The organism is Coprococcus aceti (assembly GCF_025567285.1).
Lineage (GTDB): Bacteria > Bacillota > Clostridia > Lachnospirales > Lachnospiraceae > Coprococcus > Coprococcus aceti.
Genome location: NZ_JAOQJT010000014.1, coordinates 1 through 17,588, shown reverse-complemented (window position 1 = coordinate 17,588; position 17,588 = coordinate 1). Strand labels below are relative to the sequence as shown.

Below are 17,588 nucleotides of genomic sequence, written 5' to 3'. Positions count from 1 at the left end.
TGGCAAGGAGGCGTAACAAATGGATGAAACGACAAAGATGACAGCCGACCTTATAGTGTATGGAAAAATCTATACGGCGGACAGCAAACGCAGTCTGGCGCAGGCTATGGCGGTCGCCGATGGAAAGATCATATACGTGGGTGACAGAGCCGGTGCAGAACGCTATGCAGGCGAAAATACACAGGTTATAGAACATGACAAAGGACTTGTGATACCGGGAATGACAGAGGGACATGCACACATATCAAGCACCACTGAGATAGTGTACGGTGTCAGCCTTGCAAATAAGGAGAGCATAGACGATTATGTGACGGCGATAAAAGATTATATGGCGAGCCACCCTGACGAGAAGGTTGTGAGCGGTTCCGGTTTTGAAAATGGAGTATTTGGATCCTTGGGACCGACCGCTGACATACTGGATGACATATCGACGGATGTGCCGATGGTCATGATAAGCGAGGATCACCACTCATATTGGGTGAACAGCAAAGCTATGGAACTTGTCGGGATTGATGAAACTACCGCTGAGGTTCCCAATGGTGTGATAGTGAGGTATCCGGGAACAAGCAGACCAACGGGATGGTTCAAGGAGATGGCGGGCAATCTGTTCAGTGCGGTGCTGCCTGAGATGACTGCTGACAACTTTGCACATGCCATAGAATGTTATCAGGATATAGCATTGTCAAATGGTGTCACAATAGCATTTGAGCCAATGTTTGACAAGAAACAGAACTATGACAGAAGATTTGCCGGATATGCAAAGCTTAACAGCGAGGGAAAACTAAAGGTGACATTCAGGGTAGGTTACACGCTAGAGCCTGTTGATGATGAGGACTATGTGTTTGCTGAACTTGCAAAGTATCATGAGAAGTTCCGGTATGTTCCTAAGATACAGGTGAACACGTTAAAGATATTTGCAGATGGAGTAGTGGAAGGTCATACAGCTTTTCTCAGGGATGATTACGCGGATGCCCCAGGAGATAAGGGTGAGCCGATGCTCAGCCAGGAGAGGACAAATGCGGCGGTGAAACGTGCTCTTGATGCGGGATACGATGTACATGCACACGCGATCGGCGATGCTGCGATAGACGAGGTGCTGAATGCATATGAGTACGGACAGACAGAGACAGACAGGGATTACAGAAATGCCATAACACATCTTCAGGTCATGGTGTCGGAGCATGTGGACAGGATGAAGAGCCTTGGTGTGGTGGCAGTCACCAATCCATACTGGCACTTCAGGAACAGCGTGTATTATGACACTTTGGAGAAGCCATTTCTCGGAGAAGAAAGAGCCTCCAAGGAATACTATATGAGATCCATCACAGATGCTGGAATCGTCACAAGCTGTGCCAGCGACTTCCCTGTAACGGTTCCACCGAGAACTATGGATGCACTTCATCTCATGGTGAACAGAAAACAGCCCGGACATCCGGAGATGGAAGAGATGGGTGCCGGCGAGACGATAAGTGTTGAGGATGGTCTTCAGGTCCTCACATATGGCGGAGCATACCAGAACAGGCTTGAGAAGACAAAGGGATCCCTTGAAGCAGGCAAGGATGCCGACTTCGTATTGCTGGATTCGGATGTCCTTACTATCCCTAAGGAAGACATCTACAAGACACAGGTTACAGCCACTTATATATGTGGTGAGAAAGTCTGGGCGTAAGAATAAACAACCAGACTGGTGTTCAATAAAAGGAGGAAATGACTATGGTAAGAGGAAAAATCAAAAAAATGATGGCTGCAGCACTTGCAGCGACAATGGTATTTACGATGACAGCATGTGGCAGCGATTCAGAAGAGAAAACTGCAGACGGATACGCAAAGGAGATATATCTGTACAACTGGTCAGAGTATATGAGTGAAGATGTTCTCAATAAATTTGAGGAGGAATATGGCATAAAGGTAGTGGAGACTACATTTGAGTCGAATGACGAGATGCTGGCAAAGCTCATGGCGGGAGGCGGATCAGAATATGACATTGCAGTACCTTCAAACTTCTACATAGAATCTATGAAGGCAAATGATCTGCTTGAGCCTCTGGACAAGGATGTGATCACCAATTATGACAATATCGATGAGACTTACAGGACAATGCAGTGTGATCCGGATGGAGAGTACTGTGTTCCATATATGGGAACATCCTGTGTATGGATAGCAAATAAAAAGATGCTGGACGACTATGGTATAGAGATCCATAAGATGGACGACTTGAAGAATGATAATCTGAAGAATAATATTTTGCTGGTGGATGATTCCCAGGCTATTATGAGTGTAGGTCTGCTGGGATGCGACCTTGATCCTACATCGGGCAACCTCGATGATATTGCAAAGGCAAAGGATTATATAAGTGGGCTGAATCCATATATCAAGGCATTTGCAGCGTCAACAGACACGAGAGACAGTATGGCAAAGGGAGAGGTAGCAGTTGCTCTCATGTACAGCGGCGAGGCACTTCAGGCGATGAAGGAGAATCCGGATCTTGAGGTAGTCATGGATGGTGAGCAGTGTTCACTCTCAATGGATACAATGGTCCTGCTCAAAGGCTCAAAGCACAAAGAGGAGGCAGAGCTGTTCCTTAACTTTATATTGAGACCTGACATATCCGCAGAACTCACAAATGAATTTCAGTTCATCTGTGCCAATAAGGCAGCAGTAGAATATCTGGATGATGACCTGAAAAACAGTCCACTGTGTGTGCTCACAGATGATATGAAGAAGAGGATATTTATGATAAATACATTTGATGCAGATGCGATATCAGCTGAGACAGATGCGGTCATGGAGATCAAATCATCCAGATAGGAACAGCCTATGGGATTGCAGAAGAAGATACGCGTAGACACATCTATAAAAAAGAAAAACGCGAAGCTCAATATAAAATATGCAATATTACAGATGATGTTCTGGACCTGTGCGGCATCTGCGTACGCATACCTCACGCAGATGCTGCAGTACAAAGGTTTTACGGACGGACAGATAGGAGTAATAAATGCGGTAAAATTATTTTCAACTGTAGTGTTTCAGATAATCATAGGTGTATTTTCCGACCGGCATGCAGAATGTATCCAGTTAAAATATATCATCTCAGTGCTGACTGCTGTGGCGCTGCTGTTGACATTTGTTTTTTATGAGTATAAATTATCGTTTGTGCAGACAGTGATGCTGTTCATCGGATATGGTGCAACATTTACATGCATATCACCGCTTATAGATTCCCTATCCATAAAGTATATGAACGGCGGCAGAAATATCAACTACCCTATATGCAGGGCAGCAGGTTCCTGCGCGTGGGCTGTGGCATGTGTGCTGTTTGGGGTGTTCTGTGACAGGTATGATGCGAACAGGCTTCTGATACTACAGATGCTGTTCACCGCCATGATGCTGGCGGTGCTGCTGGTCATGGATGATACATCATCCTGCAGCGATTGCAGGGCTTTGGGCGCAAGAGAGAGAATAGCTGCAGCAAACATCACGGAGATCCGGAAAACAGAGGTACACACCGCAGGATATCTGCTCACAACATACCCGAAGTACAGGTGGTTTCTCATAGGTTCAGCGGTTATGTTCATGGGATATAATGTTGGAACGACATTCCTGATAAATGTGTTTGAACGCCTGGGTGGCAATAATTTTCATTATGGGCTGGCTGAGTTCGTGATGGCGGTCAGTGAAGTCCCGTCGGCATTCCTGCTCATAAAATTCAGGAAGCGGATATCTCTTGACAAGATAATGTTGTGCTGTGCGGTGTTCATGACATTCAAGAACATGTTCGCGGCATTCTCGGACAATGTGTGGGTGATCGTCATATCCCAGGGATGCGAGATGCTGGGCTTTGGGTTATTCTATTCCGGAAGTGTGTATCTTATAGAAGAGATGCTGTCACCCGCTGATGTGGTGAAGGGAATGTCATTGATAAACGCATTTACGGTGGGAGCCGGAGAGGGGATAGGAGCTCTGCTGTGTGGATGGATAAATTCCAGATACGGACTTACAGTGCTCATGGATTCCAGCGTAGTGATAAGTGCAGTGTCCATTGTATGTATAGTGATCATGTGTCGTGCGTCAAAAGAGATTCATGGCAAAATAATAAAAAACAGCTGATATATGACGAGAGAAAGGTTTGGTAAGAATTATGAAGAACCGAGATGTAGAATCAGAAGCGGCAGGAAGAAAGAGCAATATAGAAACAGACAAGCAGAATATAAGCTTCCTCTACCTCAGCGAGGAGGATATGATAGATGCGGGTGTTCTCAACCCGGGAAGATGTGTGGATGTCATGGAGGAGACCATGGGACTCATGGAGGACGGAGATTTCCTCATGGGTGGTCCGTACAATGACGCACATGGCCTTATGTTGTACTTCCCAAAGAAGTCACCGATAGAGAATTTCCCGGTCAACAATGCCAGAGACAGGAGATTCATCGCCATGCCGGCATATCTTGGCGGCAGATTCCATGTGGCAGGAGAGAAGTGGTACGGTTCAAATGGCAACAACAGAGCCATAGGGCTCCCTCGTTCCATACTGATGATGATGCTCAACGATGTGGAGACAGGAAAACCTTTGGCATATATGTCCGGAAATCTTCTTAGTTCTATGAGAACAGGTGCTATGCCGGGACTTGCGGCAAAGCTTCTGGCAAGGAATGACTCAAAGGTGCTCACACTGGTCGGCCCTGGAGTCATATGCAGATCAAGTCTCAGAGCCATCATGTCACAGAGATTTGACATAGACACCATCAAGATAAAGGGCAGCTCACCGACATCGGCAAATGCGATTAAGATGAAAGAGTACATAGAGGAAAATTATCCTCAGGTAAAAAATATAGTTCTGTGCAAGGATATGGAGGAGGCACTTAAGGATGCAGACATCATAACTGAGGCAGTCTCATGCAAGGAGGGCGAGTGGCCAGAGTACAAGCGAGAGTGGCTCAAGCCCGGAGCGCTGGTCATCTCTACAAGTACCTTCAATATGGAGCATAAGAGTATTGTTGACTTGAAAAAAGTCATAGACAACTACGGAATGTACGAGAATTATGCAGAGGAAGATAATGTTGGATACGATGAAAATGGCGACAGACTCCACACAGGCTGCATGGGAGAGGACTTCGTCTATATGGTGCAGGATGGATTGATCGAGAGGGATTCTCTTACTACATTTGGGGAGATAATCCGCGGCAAGAAGCCTGGCCGTGAATCCGACGATGAGATAATACTCGTGTCTATAGAGGGCATGCCGACAGAGGACGTGGCATGGGCATATGAATGTTACACCTATGCCCTTGTCCATGATATCGGCACGAAACTCAAAGTCTGGGATCACCCATATGCATTTTAACAATTCTGAGAACTAGCTTTGAATAATAAGTCGTAGTCAGGCTCAAAACATATATTCAGCAAAAAAGCCGTGTATGTACATGGACAATCGGTAGTGAATACAGCCGAGCTTCGAGCATTTCTGTGCTAAGGCATAGCACGCAAACGCCCTTATCGCGTGCGGAGCCGCATGCATATAGAAATGCTTGAAGCGACAGCTGTAGAACGTGATTGACCATGTACATACACGGACTTTTTTATGTTGGATATATGTTTTGAGCCGTCCGTCAATTACGCTTCAAACAATTGGTGACAAAGTTTAATGGTTTCCGGGTTTGTGCTGCTGCTGTAGAACTCCACAGTGCCCTTCTCTATGGAAGGTGTGAGTAGCTCAGCAATGCGCAGTCTCCTCTGAAGCTCCAGGGCGGTGCCGTGCGCTCCGTTGAAGATCTTCACGTCAGGTCCGGCTATGCGCTGTATAACCTTCTCCACAAATGGATAATGAGTGCAACCGAGAACGATGGCATCCACATGCTTCTCCAGAGATGGGGCGAGCAGTCCCTTCAGGAATTCAGTGATCTCCTCACCATCGAAAATTCCCTTTTCCACATAATCCGCAAGGCCCGGACATGGAACCGGGTAAATATCGGACTCCTTTGAATAATGTTTCATGAGTTCATGAAATTTAGGTAGAGCCAGTGTGGCAGGGGTGGCCATGACAGCTACCTTGTCGTGCTCCTTCCACAGAACCGCAGGCTTCAGAGCCGGTTCAATACCGATGATCGGTATGGAAGGATACTGCTGTCTCAGTGTCGAGGCTGCAACACTTGTGGCGGTGTTGCAGGCGATGACGATCGCCTTCACATCCTTTGCGAGAAGAAAATTGGTACACTGCTCCGATCTCTCAAGAATAGCCTCTCTGGTCTTTGTTCCGTAAGGTGCGTGTGCCGAATCGCCAAAATATATATAATTTTCACAGGGCATGAGCTCCACGATGTCGCGGAGAACGCTTATTCCGCCGAGCCCTGAGTCGAATACTCCAATTGAACGTGTGTCCATAATAAAATCTCCAATGTTTTGTATCACTTGTGTTGATAGTTTATCTCCAACCTAAAATTATACTATTATAGTCAATAAAAAACAACTTACGGAAGTATATATTATAGAAGTAACAGAAAATCCGGGCGTAAGGAAGATTAAATGTTTATAAACTGTATAGACTATTCACAAATAGTGGTGTTAGAATGATACGAGTCATAAAGAAAGGCGGATGATGACATGGCACGAAATTTGGTTTCTATAGTAAAAGAGAAAATGATTGAATACTATGCCGGGGATTCCAGACGGGTACATCACTTCCTGAAGGTTCATTCATTTGCGAAGCTGATAGCTGAGATGGAGGGCATGGAGCCCGACGAGATGCAGGTCCTGGAGATCGCAGCACTTGCCCACGATATAGGCATAAAGAACGCAGAACTGAAATATGGATATAATAATGGCAAGCTGCAGGAACAGGAGGGACCTCCTGAGGCAAGACGGCTGCTCAGAGAGGCAGGTGCAGAAGATGCCGCAGTGGAGAGGGCATGTTATCTGGTGGCACATCACCACACCTACAGGAATATAGACGGTTTGGATTATCTGATACTGGTGGAGGCCGATTTCCTCGTCAACATGTATGAGGATAAGGCGGACGCAGATACTATAAGGACGGCATACGATAATATATTTGCCACGGAATCCGGCAAAATGCTGTGCAGACAGCTCTTTTCGCTGGAATATTGAAAAAAAGATGAATTATGTTATACTTAACAGGTCAGAGATGGCGGCAGGGATAGACGCCGCTGTTAGATTTGGAGGAGAAAGATGAAGCTTTATATATCAAAGTTACTGTCTACAGCTTTGCCTATAATAGGAGTGCTGTGTATATTTGTATTTGCATTTGCAGGAAATATAAGCATGGGCTGGATTATGTTCGTAGTGCTTGCGCTTATATCAGGCATTATAAACACCATATTCTTCAGATGTCCGCACTGCGGCAAATCAATACCGGCAAACTGTACGGTCAACCAGAAGTATTGTCCTCTGTGTGGAGAGGATCTCGGTATGAAGCCTTCAAGAATAAGCTACTACGGAAAATGCCGCAAGAATAAGAACGGAGTTATGAGAGGTTATTCCACAGTTGGACCTATGGTATTCATAGTAAGCCTGCTCATACTGTTCCTCATTGTGGTGGCTGTATTTGGAGTGGACAGTCTCAATAAAGGTATGGGAAGGATTGCAGTCATACTTGCATTCTGTGTGAGCGTTATACTTGCGATATTCTGCAGGATAGCGGTATCATCGGCGGTGAAGATGGATGACAAGGCGATATATTTCAGTAAGATACCATTTATGTGGAGAAAATACGAGATAGATGATATAGTAGAGAATGAGCGCGTTGTAGAGCCGTTCTATCACGTGAACAGAGGATACATATTTGCAACCTCAAAGGGAATGGTGGCTATACCGATGGCATCATATGCAGGTGGCCAGGAGTTCTTTACGGAATTTACCTCAAGGATAGGCCAGAGCATGCCGGATGTGAGACCGGACCTTGTGTTGTCCAAGAGATCAGATCAGGCAAAGGCTGATGAAGAGCACTATGAGGAAGCGGTGAAGCTTTACAACGAGTATTACGGTGAGAAGAGATAGAATACACACTTAATTAATGAAAGGATAACGAGATGGACGTAAAAGACATTGGAAAAAAGATTGAGAACGTGGAGCTGGTTGAGGCTATGCACGCAGTTAGAGAAAATGAGAACAAGGATACACTTAAGCAGCTCTTTGAGTCAGTGGTCCATGCAGTATTTATAGTTCCTGCAAAGTTTGACCAGGAGCCAAAGCCTGATGAGAATGGAAAGGTTACATTCCAGGACGGAGTGAAGATCAACTTCTCACTTCTGACAAATGAGCAGGGAGACAAGGTACTTCCATGCTTCACAGATTATGAGTCGATGGCTTCATCACAGTTTGACGATGGCTTCCAGAGAATAATACTTCCATATAAGCAGCTTGAGGATCTTGTGTTCAATTCAAATGGAAACATAAGCGGAATAGCTATGAATCCTTTCACTGAGAACTGCTTTATATCAGGAGAGTTTATCCGTCAGTACAGAGAGAGCTCACGTACAGGACTTGTACAGAGCAAGATCAAGCCAGGCGCAACAGTCAAGCTCAGAACACCAAAGTATCAGCCGATACAGATGCTTGATGCTGCAAGAGAGTATCTGGCAGACAAAGAGAATGTTGACAGAGCGTATATACAGATGATGGAGGAGCAGGGACAGGAGGATAAGTATCTTGTTGCTCTTGAGGTAAACGGAGACGAGAAGCCTGTATTTGCCGGACTCATACCTCTTATGAAGCCTCATTCATTTGGCATCGAGGTGGCACTGGTCAGAGCAGACAACATGCTTGGTAAGAAAGTGACAGAGGTGACAGAGCCGTTCTATGTTAGAGCCGGACTTGAAAATTAAATGAGAGGATCGTTATGTTAAAAAAATATCTGACTATATTTCTTATATCCATGGTACCAATACTTGAGCTTCGAGGCGCCATACCGTATTCGGTGGGCTTCGGGCTTCCGAGTATACCGTCATTTATAGTGTGCGTCATAGGCAATATGATACCGGTTCCATTTATATACTGGTTTGCAAGACGTGTGCTTGAGTGGGGAAAAGACAAGAGATTCATAGGCAAATTCTTCACATGGTGTCTTGTGAAGGGAGAGCACGGCGGACAGAAGCTCATGGCAAAGTCCGGCACTGGAGTGTATATCGCACTTCTGCTGTTCGTGGGAATACCACTTCCGGGAACCGGGGCGTGGACAGGAACACTGGCAGCCAGCTTCCTTGAGCTTGACTGGAAGAAAAGCGTTATCATGGTCATGCTGGGAGTGGTCATGGCAGGAGTGATCATGTACCTTGGAAGTATAGGATTGTTCGGAGCGATAGGTCTTTTGAAATAATACTGATATAAGTAAGATTTACAGAGAGGTTGATAAATATGGCATTTAATCCGGGAATGATGTTTAAGATCAAAGGAGCCTGGGAGCGGTTCGTCCAGAATCATCCAAAGTTCCCTATGTTCCTCAGAGCAGCCGCAGCCGCAGGAATAAAGGAAGGCTATATAATAGAAGTGAAGATCACAGATACAGAGGGCAAGACCATTTGTACCAATGTGAAGCTCACAGATTCCGACATGGATCTCATAGATGTCATAAAAGACATGAGTACAAACGGAAGATAGACGGACAGGATCAAATATACTAGAAATTATATAAAAGACTTCTTGACTTGCATAGGTCGATTGTGTTATTGTAGACTTTGCGATGAAAGAGGTCTTTTTTTTGTGCCTTAAAATAACAATGGAGGTAAGTGGAAATGCGCGTTAAAATAACATTGGCATGTCAGGATTGTAAACAGCGTAATTACAATATGACAAAGGATAAGAAAACGCATCCAGACAGAATGGAAACAAAGAAGTACTGTAGATTCTGCAAGGCTCATACAGTACACAAGGAGACAAAATAGTCTGAACCAGTAAGGAGGAATAGAGTTATGTCTAAATCTAGTAAAGAAGAAAAGTCAAATACTCTCAAGAGAAGCTGGTTTCAGGAATTAAAGGGAGAGTTCAGAAAGATTACATGGCTTGACAAGAGCTCCCTTGCAAGACAGTCATTTGCGGTAGTTGTTTCCTCAGTCGTACTCGGCTGTATCATAGCTATCGTAGATTGGTTGATCCAGATTGGTTTGAATTTCATAGTTGGGTAAAGGATGGTGAAGAATATGTCAGAGGCAGAGAATGCAAGATGGTATGTTGTTCATACCTACTCAGGATATGAAAACAAAGTAAAGGCTGATATTGAGAAAACAAAAGAAAACAGAAATTTACAAGACCAGATTTTAGAGGTAGTCGTTCCGGTTGAAGATGCCACAGAGATTAAGAATGGTAAGCCAAAGTCGATCGAGAGAAAGATACTTCCTGGTTACGTTCTCATCAACATGATCATGAACGATGTTACATGGTATGTTGTACGTAATACCAGAGGAGTTACAGGATTTGTCGGATCAGATCCAAGAAAGCCTGTACCACTCACTGATGAGGAGCTGAGCAATCTGTATCAGACCTCAGAGGAGGTTGTCATCGATGTTGAAGTGGGAGACTCAATAACGGTTACTTCAGGTGCCTGGGAAGGCACAGTAGCAACAATTAAGGCAATTAATACTGCAAAACAGACCGTAGCCATCGAAGTAGAAATGTTTGGTCGTGTGAATACTGTTGATATTGCGTTTGCTGATATCAAGAAGTTGTAATTATCAAGTGGATTGTACCACAGTATTTTGGAGGAATGCTAAAATGGCAAAGAAAGTAGAAGGATACATCAAATTACAGATACCTGCAGGAAAGGCAACTCCTGCACCACCTGTTGGACCAGCTCTTGGTCAGCACGGTGTAAATATCGTTGCTTTCACAAAGGAATTCAATGCAAGAACAGCTAATGAGGGTGACATGATCATTCCTGTTGTTATCACAGTATACCAGGATAAGAGCTTCAGCTTCATTACAAAGACTCCACCTGCATCACTTCTTATCAAGAAGGCATGTAACATCAAGTCAGGTTCTGCAAACTCAAAGAAGACTAAGGTTGCAACAATTTCTAAGGCTAAGGTTCAGGAGATCGCTGAACTTAAGATGAAGGATCTGAACGCTGCAAGCCTTGAGTCAGCTATGAGCATGATCGCTGGAACAGCTCGTTCAATGGGCGTTACAGTTGAAGAGTAATACAGATATTTAGTGGGAGGGTCGCTCCCGATATGACCACAGGAGGTTTATAATAATGATAAAAAGTAAGAAATATGTAGATGCAAGCAAGCTCTATGATAAGACCGCTGCTTACGAGGCAACTGAGGCAGTTGCTTTAGTTAAGAAGATGGCTTCAGCTAAGTTTGATGAGACAGTAGAGGCACACCTCAGACTCGGTGTTGATGGACGTCACGCTGATCAGCAGGTTCGTGGTGCCGTAGTTCTTCCACACGGAACAGGTAAGACTGTTAAGGTTCTCGTATTTGCTAAGGGTGCAAAGGTTGACGAGGCTCTTGCAGCAGGCGCTGATTACGCTGGTGGAGACGAGCTCGTGCCAAAGATCCAGAACGAGGGATGGTTAGACTTCGACGTTGTTGTTGCAACACCTGACATGATGGGCGTTGTAGGACGTCTTGGTCGTGTACTTGGACCAAAGGGTCTCATGCCAAACCCTAAGGCTGGAACAGTTACTATGGATGTAGCTAAGGCTATCTCAGATATCAAAGCTGGTAAGATAGAGTACAGACTTGACAAAGCCAACATTATCCATGTGCCAGTGGGAAAAGTTTCTTTCACAGAGGAACAGTTAAACGAGAATTTCCAGACTTTAATAAATGCTATTGTTAAGGCAAAGCCAGCCGCTGCTAAGGGTCAGTACCTTAAGAGCGTTGTAATTGCTTCAACAATGGGCCCTGGTGTAAAGATCAACACAACAAGCTACGTATAAAAGCCGGTTGACCTGAGCATCAGTCACACAAAAGCCCCACACCCTATGAGATATTTTCAGGATATTGCGTAGGGTGTGGGGCTTTTTATATGCAAAAAACGATGACAATAAATACTGATCAATATAAAATAGATTATCTAAATACATATTGACAACTATATCCAAAAGTAAGATACTGTATATAACATAAATTGAGAGGATGAGTATGGCAACAAAAATAAATATTAATACAAAACAGTTACATGCGGATATAAAGGCGTTGAAGGATGATATTGACGCGAGTATGCGCGAAAGACTTGTTATCCAGTGTGGATATGAAGAGCTTGCGTCACAGTGGAGCGGGCCGGCCGCAAAAACTTATGATGAAGGATTTCGAAATGCTATGACCAATATGAAGGCTTTATATAGTGATATTAAGGATAAGATAGATGGCGTTTATGACATGTGTAAATTGTTTGAGAAGTGTGAAGCTTCTGTATTGGATAGGATTCAGGAACTCTGATCGGGAAAAGTTCAGGAAGGAATGGTTATGTGGAAAGCGATACAGAAATAATAGTGGTGCCATTAAGGCAAATGTTGCTATTTGAAAAACTATATGCGAAGAACTTTGCGGATATGCTTGTGCGATTTGGAAGTATTATAGAAACATGCAACAAAATAAATGGGTATTGGGAAAGTGATGGATGGACAGAGATTTATGAAGATATGGCAGATAAATCAGATCGTATGAATGAGATCGTAGACGATATGTCTAATTACTATATGGATATTGTAAATATTACAGAAAGCTATGATGCTGTGGAAGCAATTAATGTGGATATTGGAGAATCTTTGTCGGGAGACGTAATTAACTAAAAGAAATATTGGGTTAAAAAGTAATATTAAGGGGTAAATGATGGACGGCACTGGTATAGAACTATATGTACATCTTGAGAAGCTGGAGGAAGAAGTAGAACAATTTAATAACGTCAGTAAAAACTTTGGGGATTACATAGATATGTATAAAAGGCAGATGGATGTTATACGATACAGCAAAATGGCAGATGGGTTATATGACATGCCAGCACTTATAAGAACTTATGATGAGTTTGTGGAAGAAGCTGATCGGTTGAACAAGTTTTCAAAAGCTTTGCAAGATATATACAAAGAGTATAAGATGTGTAATGATACATATACTCAAATGGGTATAGACCTTGGAAATCAATATGCAATTACCCCGTGGGCAAAGACAAATGAAGGAAAGATAGTCATTGGGACGAGCATAATAGTGGGATTGCTGGTGATTGCTATTGTAGCACCAGAGGTTACTGCTGCAGCGATGTCTACTGGCGCAATGACAAGTACAACAGCAGCAACTATGATAGAGACAGTAACGGCAGACATGGCGTGGGGTTCTCTAACAACATCTATGATGAATGCAGAGTATTCATGTTATATGGCATGCAAAAATGGAGAAAATCCTGCGGATGCCTTTGCTGATGCATATATGTGGGGTGCTTTGGAAGGTGGAGCCACTGGATTACTGGAAGGTTTTGGGGAGACGTTGGCTATAGTGAAAAGTGCAAAGACGATGACTAATACTGCAGCTTTTTTACAGCAATATAAAATAACCGGTTATGTAAATGGCGTTAACTTCGCAGTAATGGCGGGGAATTCGGCTTTGTCGACATCCATATATTGCGCCCAAGAGAAATCACATTGTAGAAACGTTTCGTTGGAGGATGCCGCAATTCAATATAAAGAGAATTTTACATATAATTTAGCGATAGATACTGCTGTTGGAATTGGCGAGAAATTTGTTGACGTAAAAAGAACAAAAAGTATAGAAAAAAATAAGGCAATGGAAGGAGAAAAGCGCAAGGTTGGAAAGCTTTCGACAAAAGAGAAAACTGTCCGGAAAATTACAAGTAAAAATGAAGGTTACAGTCAAAATCAGGCTTTTTTAAATGGAGAAAAATCAACGCGTAATGCTCAAGGAAGTATAAGTCCGACATTGTATAAGGATGGAAGTTGTATTGATGTCAGAAGTTATAATATTCAAAATGAAAGTGGAAGGGCAATGCTTATCAAAGATGTCACGACAAGAAGCCAGAAAATGAAAGCAAATTTGCCCACAGGAACAAAGCAGACAATAGTTATTGATGCAAGAGGACGGAGTATATCAAATAGAGATTTAAAAGATCTATACATGAAAGCAAAGTGTGCATTAGATAGCGATGTTGAAATTAAATTTATTAGGTAAGAAATGATTAGAGAAGATACAAATAAAAATATTATTGAAAGATTTCCAAGCATGGAGAGTGATCTCAAATTGCATGCGATTCCCCAACTTAATAAAAATAAAGAAGATATATGGACAGCTATAAAAATATTAGCATTTTATGCGGTTTTGGGCGTGTATGCGTATTATAAATATATGGAGATGACAGGTGAACCGCATACAAGCCCTTCCGTTACAAGATATACGCTTATGCTTCTGGGGGCTGTACCAGTAGGAATAGTGATTGCTCTTGTGGCCTTATATGATAGTATTCGTGATTATTTACGAAATAGACCCTCAAGAAAGAAAATAAAAAAAATAAGAGAGAACTATTTGGAGGATGTTAGCAAGCAGATAATTTCTTACAGAGAAGCCGCTTTAGAATGGATGAACAAACGGTTTGTGCCGGCAGAGAATCTGATAAGAAGAATTATGAGGGGAGAGAAAAAGATTCGTAATCAGGGAGATGTAATGCTCACATATAGACTAGGAACAGGTGATCTGGATATATCAGAGCATATCATACTTCCCAATATGGTAAATACACCACAGAATATTAAATTAAAGAGAACCTATAAAAAACTCAAAGAGGAATACGGAATAATACATGATATCCCCAAAGCTATAAGTCTGGACGAGGTGGGATTACTTGGCGTAGTAGGACAAGGTGACAAGAGGAAGGCATACGATATAGTTAGGGCATTGTCTACGCAGATTTTGGTAAGTGAAGTGCCAGAGGATCTTAAGGTTGCATTTGTGTATGATAGTGTTAATAGTAAGGGGTGGAATAAATATGAGTCATTCACGAGAACTCAGATGGAGACGGGCATTAGTCTTGTAGCAGGCACTCCTGAAAAAAGAGGAAAAGTATTAGACATGCTGGCACAGGCAATCGAGGAAAGAAAGGCTTTGAGTGGAGACGGCGTAGAAAATATGAAAACGCGGTACATAGTGTTTATAGATGATATGGCTTTATTGGAAAATCATAGAATTGTGGAAGCACTGCGTGATGATCTGTGTGTCTGTGCATTTACATTTATTTTTGTGGCGGATTGTATAGATAAACTTCCAGAGAGCGTTGAATATGCACTTGTTGATTCTCTGGAATTTTCAGGAGTCTATTCTATGGCTGATCATACATGTATGCCAGTGGTATTTGATAAATTATCAGAGCAAAAACTTGATAAATATATAAATTATATAAAGAGCAAAAAAAACGTTGCGGAGAGGTGATTTGTGTTGGAAAAAATAACAGATTATGAGTATGCTCAAATAGAATCTGCTATAAATGGTATATTGGGAATCCGAAATAATATAAGTCAATATATTCTAGATAGTTTATTTCAATCGGCAGAAAGCTTTAACAAGAATTGGAAGGGCGAAGCGGAGACCTTATTCGTAGGTAAACTTGAGCTGCTATACAATGCAATTAGTGACACAAATACCGCAGCATATAATATGGCAATGAGTATGAGTGAGCAGGCATCCGAAATTTATAAAAAACAAAATGAGAAATAATTTAACGGAAAAGGGAGAGTTAATGCAATGGCAGATACAAAGAAATATGGTTGGAATGTACAGATAGATGGTGTTCAATATCTGGTGGAGTACATGAAAGGAAGTATATTTATTAATGGTGGGGAGGCTTTCAAGCTCAGATCACTGGAGAGAACAGGCACCTTAAGAAAAGATAAACAGTTGAGCTATACAGTTCCGTTAGCAGGAAAAGAACTGAATCTGGTTATAAGCGCAGTGAGTGGTATCAGTCTCATTATGGATGGAATGGATCTGGGAACATATCCAGATGGTGCAGGAGCTAATCAAAAAGCTCCTGCCTGGATAGTAGTATTTTATGTATTATATTTTATAGAATATTGGGGAATAATGGGTGGTGCCATAGGAGGCTTGCTGCTCGGAACTGCGGCAGTTGTGACGTTTATGGTTGCTAAAAGTGAGAAGCTTTCTACGGGCGTGAAGTTGGTAATATGCATAGCATTGTATGTTGTTGCTACTGCGTTGGAGCTGGTTATAAGATCTGCATTAGCAGGGGTGTCTGGCCGGTACAGATAAAATAAGGCCACATACCATATGAAAAATCTGTAAGATATTTCGTGTGGTATGTGGCCTTGTTCTTTATCTTGTATAACTAACTAGGAAATTAGGAAATAGTTCCGTTAGCTGAACATGATATAGTAACTGATTTATTTACTGTCTGAAGCAGTACGCCCTTTGAGGAATACTTTTTTCCAACTGCAGTTGCTGTTGCTTTGTTGCCGGATCTTGTGCAACTGGACATAGACGTCTTCCAATATGAACTATTAGAAGTTGCTGCAGCTTTAGCGGATGTGCATTTGCTGGAAGAACCTGTATAACTGAATGTTGCGACAATCTGAAGACTCCAGAGAACGTTTCCGTTGGAATCATTACAGTATACAGTCTTGGAAGCAGTTTTTGTTTTTGTGGCTCTACTCAGAGATGGCTGAGTTGGCATTTCCTCGATAACTTCCACAAATGTAAGAGAGTCATCGCTCGTATCTTCTTCTGCGGCCTTAACAGTTGGAACGTTTATTGTAGACAAACAGATGAAAATCATACAACATATAGCTAATAATCTGCGTAATTTTTTATTCATATTTACTCCTCCGTATCTGTATTATTGTTATTATCATTATTCTGAGTTTCCGAGCTATTATTTAATGGTGCGTCTTCAACAGAATCCATCCATGATTTATCAGATAGATCATTTGGCGCTACACTATTTTGAATGACAATAGTAGTTGATGCAATATCAGTACGCCTGGATATCTGCCATTCCTTATACAACATAACTGATATACATATTGCAAAACCCAGTATAACAGAAAGCGCGGTAATGAAAATATATTTCCCATATTTCTTTCCGTTCATGTTGTGGCATATAGTATCTGCGCCTAAATATTCAATATATGTATTGGCACAATCTTTAGGACTTCCAAACCTTTCAGACAGATGTGATACTGTGATCAACTCGCCTTCAAAACTTACTGCGTAATCATACATAGAACTACGCAGCATATTTAAATATCTCTTTTCCCCCTTTCTGTATATTGGGAACTCTTTTTTAATAGCTTTAATATACTTATCTACAGTTTTTTCGTTTTTTTCATATGCTGAGTTGGCTGAGTTGGTGTTCATTTTCATTCTCCTTTTAATACAATTTCAATATGAACTAATATTATTTTATACTAAAATATCAGAAAATCAATAATGCTTTTGACATTAATAAACAAATTTTGTCAAAATGTGGCTGGTAGTTACAAAAAAGTAAACAAATAAATTTAGAAAAACAAAACCATTGTTGACAAAACGGTTTAAAAGATGTAATACTAAAAATGCAAAATAATTGAATGGAGAAAGATTATGTCGGATAAGATAAATGTCGATACAAGGAAGCTG

General features: G+C 42.2%; 23 protein-coding genes. 20 read left to right on the top strand and 3 right to left on the bottom strand.

Annotated elements, in window-relative coordinates:
- Window positions 1-19 precede the first annotated feature (19 nt).
- Genes OCV54_RS13885 through OCV54_RS13870 form a run of 4 tightly spaced genes read left to right on the top strand, consistent with a single transcriptional unit; the run spans window position 20 to window position 5,341 of the window.
- Window positions 20-1,669, top strand: coding sequence for an amidohydrolase (locus OCV54_RS13885; RefSeq protein ID WP_082431346.1), 1,650 nt, complete (start codon window positions 20-22; stop codon window positions 1,667-1,669).
- A 44-nt stretch (window positions 1,670-1,713) separates the two neighbouring features.
- Window positions 1,714-2,808, top strand: coding sequence for a polyamine ABC transporter substrate-binding protein (locus OCV54_RS13880; protein ID WP_055224604.1), 1,095 nt, complete (start codon window positions 1,714-1,716; stop codon window positions 2,806-2,808).
- A 9-nt stretch (window positions 2,809-2,817) separates the two neighbouring features.
- Window positions 2,818-4,107: an MFS transporter gene (locus OCV54_RS13875; RefSeq protein WP_055224602.1), complete on the top strand. Its 1,290-nt coding sequence runs from the start codon at window positions 2,818-2,820 to the stop codon at window positions 4,105-4,107.
- Window positions 4,108-4,138: 31 nt separating this feature from the next.
- A complete protein-coding gene (locus OCV54_RS13870) occupies window positions 4,139-5,341 on the top strand; it encodes a tyramine oxidase subunit B (protein WP_022216196.1) in 1,203 nt (400 codons plus the stop codon).
- Window positions 5,342-5,610: 269 nt separating this feature from the next.
- On the opposite strand, the gene murI is transcribed toward OCV54_RS13870, so the two are convergent.
- Window positions 5,611-6,378, bottom strand: coding sequence for a glutamate racemase (gene murI / locus OCV54_RS13865; protein ID WP_015533484.1), 768 nt, complete (start codon window positions 6,376-6,378; stop codon window positions 5,611-5,613).
- Between the two features lie 219 nt (window positions 6,379-6,597).
- On the opposite strand from murI, the gene OCV54_RS13860 reads away from it, so the two are divergent.
- The 16 genes from OCV54_RS13860 (at window position 6,598) to OCV54_RS13785 (ending at window position 16,223) form a co-directional block, all read left to right on the top strand.
- Window positions 6,598-7,101 carry an HD domain-containing protein gene (locus OCV54_RS13860; RefSeq protein WP_055147888.1) on the top strand — a complete coding sequence of 168 codons (504 nt, stop codon included), beginning with the start codon at window positions 6,598-6,600 and terminating at the stop codon, window positions 7,099-7,101.
- Between the two features lie 81 nt (window positions 7,102-7,182).
- Window positions 7,183-8,010, top strand: coding sequence for a zinc ribbon domain-containing protein (locus OCV54_RS13855; protein ID WP_055224600.1), 828 nt, complete (start codon window positions 7,183-7,185; stop codon window positions 8,008-8,010).
- A 32-nt stretch (window positions 8,011-8,042) separates the two neighbouring features.
- Window positions 8,043-8,837, top strand: coding sequence for an enhanced serine sensitivity protein SseB (locus OCV54_RS13850; RefSeq protein ID WP_055147882.1), 795 nt, complete (start codon window positions 8,043-8,045; stop codon window positions 8,835-8,837).
- Between the two features lie 14 nt (window positions 8,838-8,851).
- Window positions 8,852-9,328, top strand: a complete 477-nt coding sequence (locus OCV54_RS13845) for a COG2426 family protein (RefSeq protein WP_055147880.1) — start codon at window positions 8,852-8,854, stop codon at window positions 9,326-9,328.
- A 38-nt stretch (window positions 9,329-9,366) separates the two neighbouring features.
- Window positions 9,367-9,609 (top strand): hypothetical protein, encoded by a 243-nt coding sequence (locus OCV54_RS13840; RefSeq protein WP_055147877.1) that lies wholly within the window; start codon window positions 9,367-9,369, stop codon window positions 9,607-9,609.
- Between the two features lie 134 nt (window positions 9,610-9,743).
- The gene (gene rpmG / locus OCV54_RS13835; RefSeq protein ID WP_004849439.1) at window positions 9,744-9,893 is read left to right on the top strand and encodes a 50S ribosomal protein L33; all 150 of its coding nucleotides are present in this window, start codon (window positions 9,744-9,746) and stop codon (window positions 9,891-9,893) included.
- Window positions 9,894-9,920: 27 nt separating this feature from the next.
- Window positions 9,921-10,133: a preprotein translocase subunit SecE gene (gene secE / locus OCV54_RS13830; RefSeq protein WP_015533480.1), complete on the top strand. Its 213-nt coding sequence runs from the start codon at window positions 9,921-9,923 to the stop codon at window positions 10,131-10,133.
- Between the two features lie 15 nt (window positions 10,134-10,148).
- On the top strand, window positions 10,149-10,676 hold the full coding sequence (gene nusG, locus OCV54_RS13825; RefSeq protein ID WP_015533479.1) for a transcription termination/antitermination protein NusG: 528 nt from the start codon (window positions 10,149-10,151) through the stop codon (window positions 10,674-10,676).
- 43 nt (window positions 10,677-10,719) lie between these two features.
- Window positions 10,720-11,145: a 50S ribosomal protein L11 gene (gene rplK / locus OCV54_RS13820; protein WP_015533478.1), complete on the top strand. Its 426-nt coding sequence runs from the start codon at window positions 10,720-10,722 to the stop codon at window positions 11,143-11,145.
- A 55-nt stretch (window positions 11,146-11,200) separates the two neighbouring features.
- Complete coding sequence (gene rplA / locus OCV54_RS13815; protein WP_015533477.1) at window positions 11,201-11,893, top strand: 50S ribosomal protein L1; 693 nt, start codon at window positions 11,201-11,203, stop codon at window positions 11,891-11,893.
- Between the two features lie 205 nt (window positions 11,894-12,098).
- A complete protein-coding gene (locus tag OCV54_RS13810; RefSeq protein WP_055147874.1) occupies window positions 12,099-12,395 on the top strand; it encodes a WXG100 family type VII secretion target in 297 nt (98 codons plus the stop codon).
- A gap of 29 nt (window positions 12,396-12,424) precedes the next feature.
- Entirely contained in the window at window positions 12,425-12,748 is a 324-nt protein-coding gene (locus OCV54_RS13805) for a hypothetical protein (protein ID WP_055147871.1), read from the top strand.
- Window positions 12,749-12,788: 40 nt separating this feature from the next.
- A complete protein-coding gene (locus tag OCV54_RS13800; RefSeq protein WP_055147868.1) occupies window positions 12,789-14,135 on the top strand; it encodes a hypothetical protein in 1,347 nt (448 codons plus the stop codon).
- Between the two features lie 3 nt (window positions 14,136-14,138).
- Complete coding sequence (locus OCV54_RS13795) at window positions 14,139-15,386, top strand: hypothetical protein (protein WP_055224598.1); 1,248 nt, start codon at window positions 14,139-14,141, stop codon at window positions 15,384-15,386.
- Between the two features lie 3 nt (window positions 15,387-15,389).
- Window positions 15,390-15,671 carry a hypothetical protein gene (locus OCV54_RS13790; protein WP_022216205.1) on the top strand — a complete coding sequence of 94 codons (282 nt, stop codon included), beginning with the start codon at window positions 15,390-15,392 and terminating at the stop codon, window positions 15,669-15,671.
- 27 nt (window positions 15,672-15,698) lie between these two features.
- Complete coding sequence (locus OCV54_RS13785; protein WP_022216206.1) at window positions 15,699-16,223, top strand: hypothetical protein; 525 nt, start codon at window positions 15,699-15,701, stop codon at window positions 16,221-16,223.
- A gap of 88 nt (window positions 16,224-16,311) precedes the next feature.
- Here the strand turns inward: OCV54_RS13785 and OCV54_RS13780 are convergent, their stop codons facing one another.
- Window positions 16,312-16,785 carry a hypothetical protein gene (locus OCV54_RS13780; RefSeq protein ID WP_022216207.1) on the bottom strand — a complete coding sequence of 158 codons (474 nt, stop codon included), beginning with the start codon at window positions 16,783-16,785 and terminating at the stop codon, window positions 16,312-16,314.
- Window positions 16,786-16,787: 2 nt separating this feature from the next.
- Window positions 16,788-17,327 carry a DUF6120 family protein gene (locus OCV54_RS13775; RefSeq protein WP_055224596.1) on the bottom strand — a complete coding sequence of 180 codons (540 nt, stop codon included), beginning with the start codon at window positions 17,325-17,327 and terminating at the stop codon, window positions 16,788-16,790.
- Window positions 17,328-17,588: the final 261 nt, after the last annotated feature.

Excerpts from the sequence above, each read along its gene's own strand:
- OCV54_RS13775 (WP_055224596.1), bottom strand. The coding sequence starts at position 17,327 with ATGAACACCAACTCAGCCAACTCAGCATATGAAAAAAACGAAAAAACT.
- OCV54_RS13880 (WP_055224604.1), top strand. The coding sequence starts at position 1,714 with ATGGTAAGAGGAAAAATCAAAAAAATGATGGCTGCAGCACTTGCAGCG.
- OCV54_RS13840 (WP_055147877.1), top strand. The coding sequence starts at position 9,367 with ATGGCATTTAATCCGGGAATGATGTTTAAGATCAAAGGAGCCTGGGAG.
- OCV54_RS13885 (WP_082431346.1), top strand. The coding sequence starts at position 20 with ATGGATGAAACGACAAAGATGACAGCCGACCTTATAGTGTATGGAAAA.
- rplA (WP_015533477.1), top strand. The coding sequence starts at position 11,201 with ATGATAAAAAGTAAGAAATATGTAGATGCAAGCAAGCTCTATGATAAG.
- OCV54_RS13850 (WP_055147882.1), top strand. The coding sequence starts at position 8,043 with ATGGACGTAAAAGACATTGGAAAAAAGATTGAGAACGTGGAGCTGGTT.
- OCV54_RS13860 (WP_055147888.1), top strand. The coding sequence starts at position 6,598 with ATGGCACGAAATTTGGTTTCTATAGTAAAAGAGAAAATGATTGAATAC.
- OCV54_RS13810 (WP_055147874.1), top strand. The coding sequence starts at position 12,099 with ATGGCAACAAAAATAAATATTAATACAAAACAGTTACATGCGGATATA.
- OCV54_RS13845 (WP_055147880.1), top strand. The coding sequence starts at position 8,852 with ATGTTAAAAAAATATCTGACTATATTTCTTATATCCATGGTACCAATA.
- OCV54_RS13795 (WP_055224598.1), top strand. The coding sequence starts at position 14,139 with ATGATTAGAGAAGATACAAATAAAAATATTATTGAAAGATTTCCAAGC.
- murI (WP_015533484.1), bottom strand. The coding sequence starts at position 6,378 with ATGGACACACGTTCAATTGGAGTATTCGACTCAGGGCTCGGCGGAATA.
- OCV54_RS13855 (WP_055224600.1), top strand. The coding sequence starts at position 7,183 with ATGAAGCTTTATATATCAAAGTTACTGTCTACAGCTTTGCCTATAATA.
- rpmG (WP_004849439.1), top strand. The coding sequence starts at position 9,744 with ATGCGCGTTAAAATAACATTGGCATGTCAGGATTGTAAACAGCGTAAT.
- OCV54_RS13800 (WP_055147868.1), top strand. The coding sequence starts at position 12,789 with ATGGACGGCACTGGTATAGAACTATATGTACATCTTGAGAAGCTGGAG.
- rplK (WP_015533478.1), top strand. The coding sequence starts at position 10,720 with ATGGCAAAGAAAGTAGAAGGATACATCAAATTACAGATACCTGCAGGA.
- OCV54_RS13780 (WP_022216207.1), bottom strand. The coding sequence starts at position 16,785 with ATGAATAAAAAATTACGCAGATTATTAGCTATATGTTGTATGATTTTC.
- OCV54_RS13875 (WP_055224602.1), top strand. The coding sequence starts at position 2,818 with ATGGGATTGCAGAAGAAGATACGCGTAGACACATCTATAAAAAAGAAA.
- OCV54_RS13785 (WP_022216206.1), top strand. The coding sequence starts at position 15,699 with ATGGCAGATACAAAGAAATATGGTTGGAATGTACAGATAGATGGTGTT.
- secE (WP_015533480.1), top strand. The coding sequence starts at position 9,921 with ATGTCTAAATCTAGTAAAGAAGAAAAGTCAAATACTCTCAAGAGAAGC.
- OCV54_RS13870 (WP_022216196.1), top strand. The coding sequence starts at position 4,139 with ATGAAGAACCGAGATGTAGAATCAGAAGCGGCAGGAAGAAAGAGCAAT.
- nusG (WP_015533479.1), top strand. The coding sequence starts at position 10,149 with ATGTCAGAGGCAGAGAATGCAAGATGGTATGTTGTTCATACCTACTCA.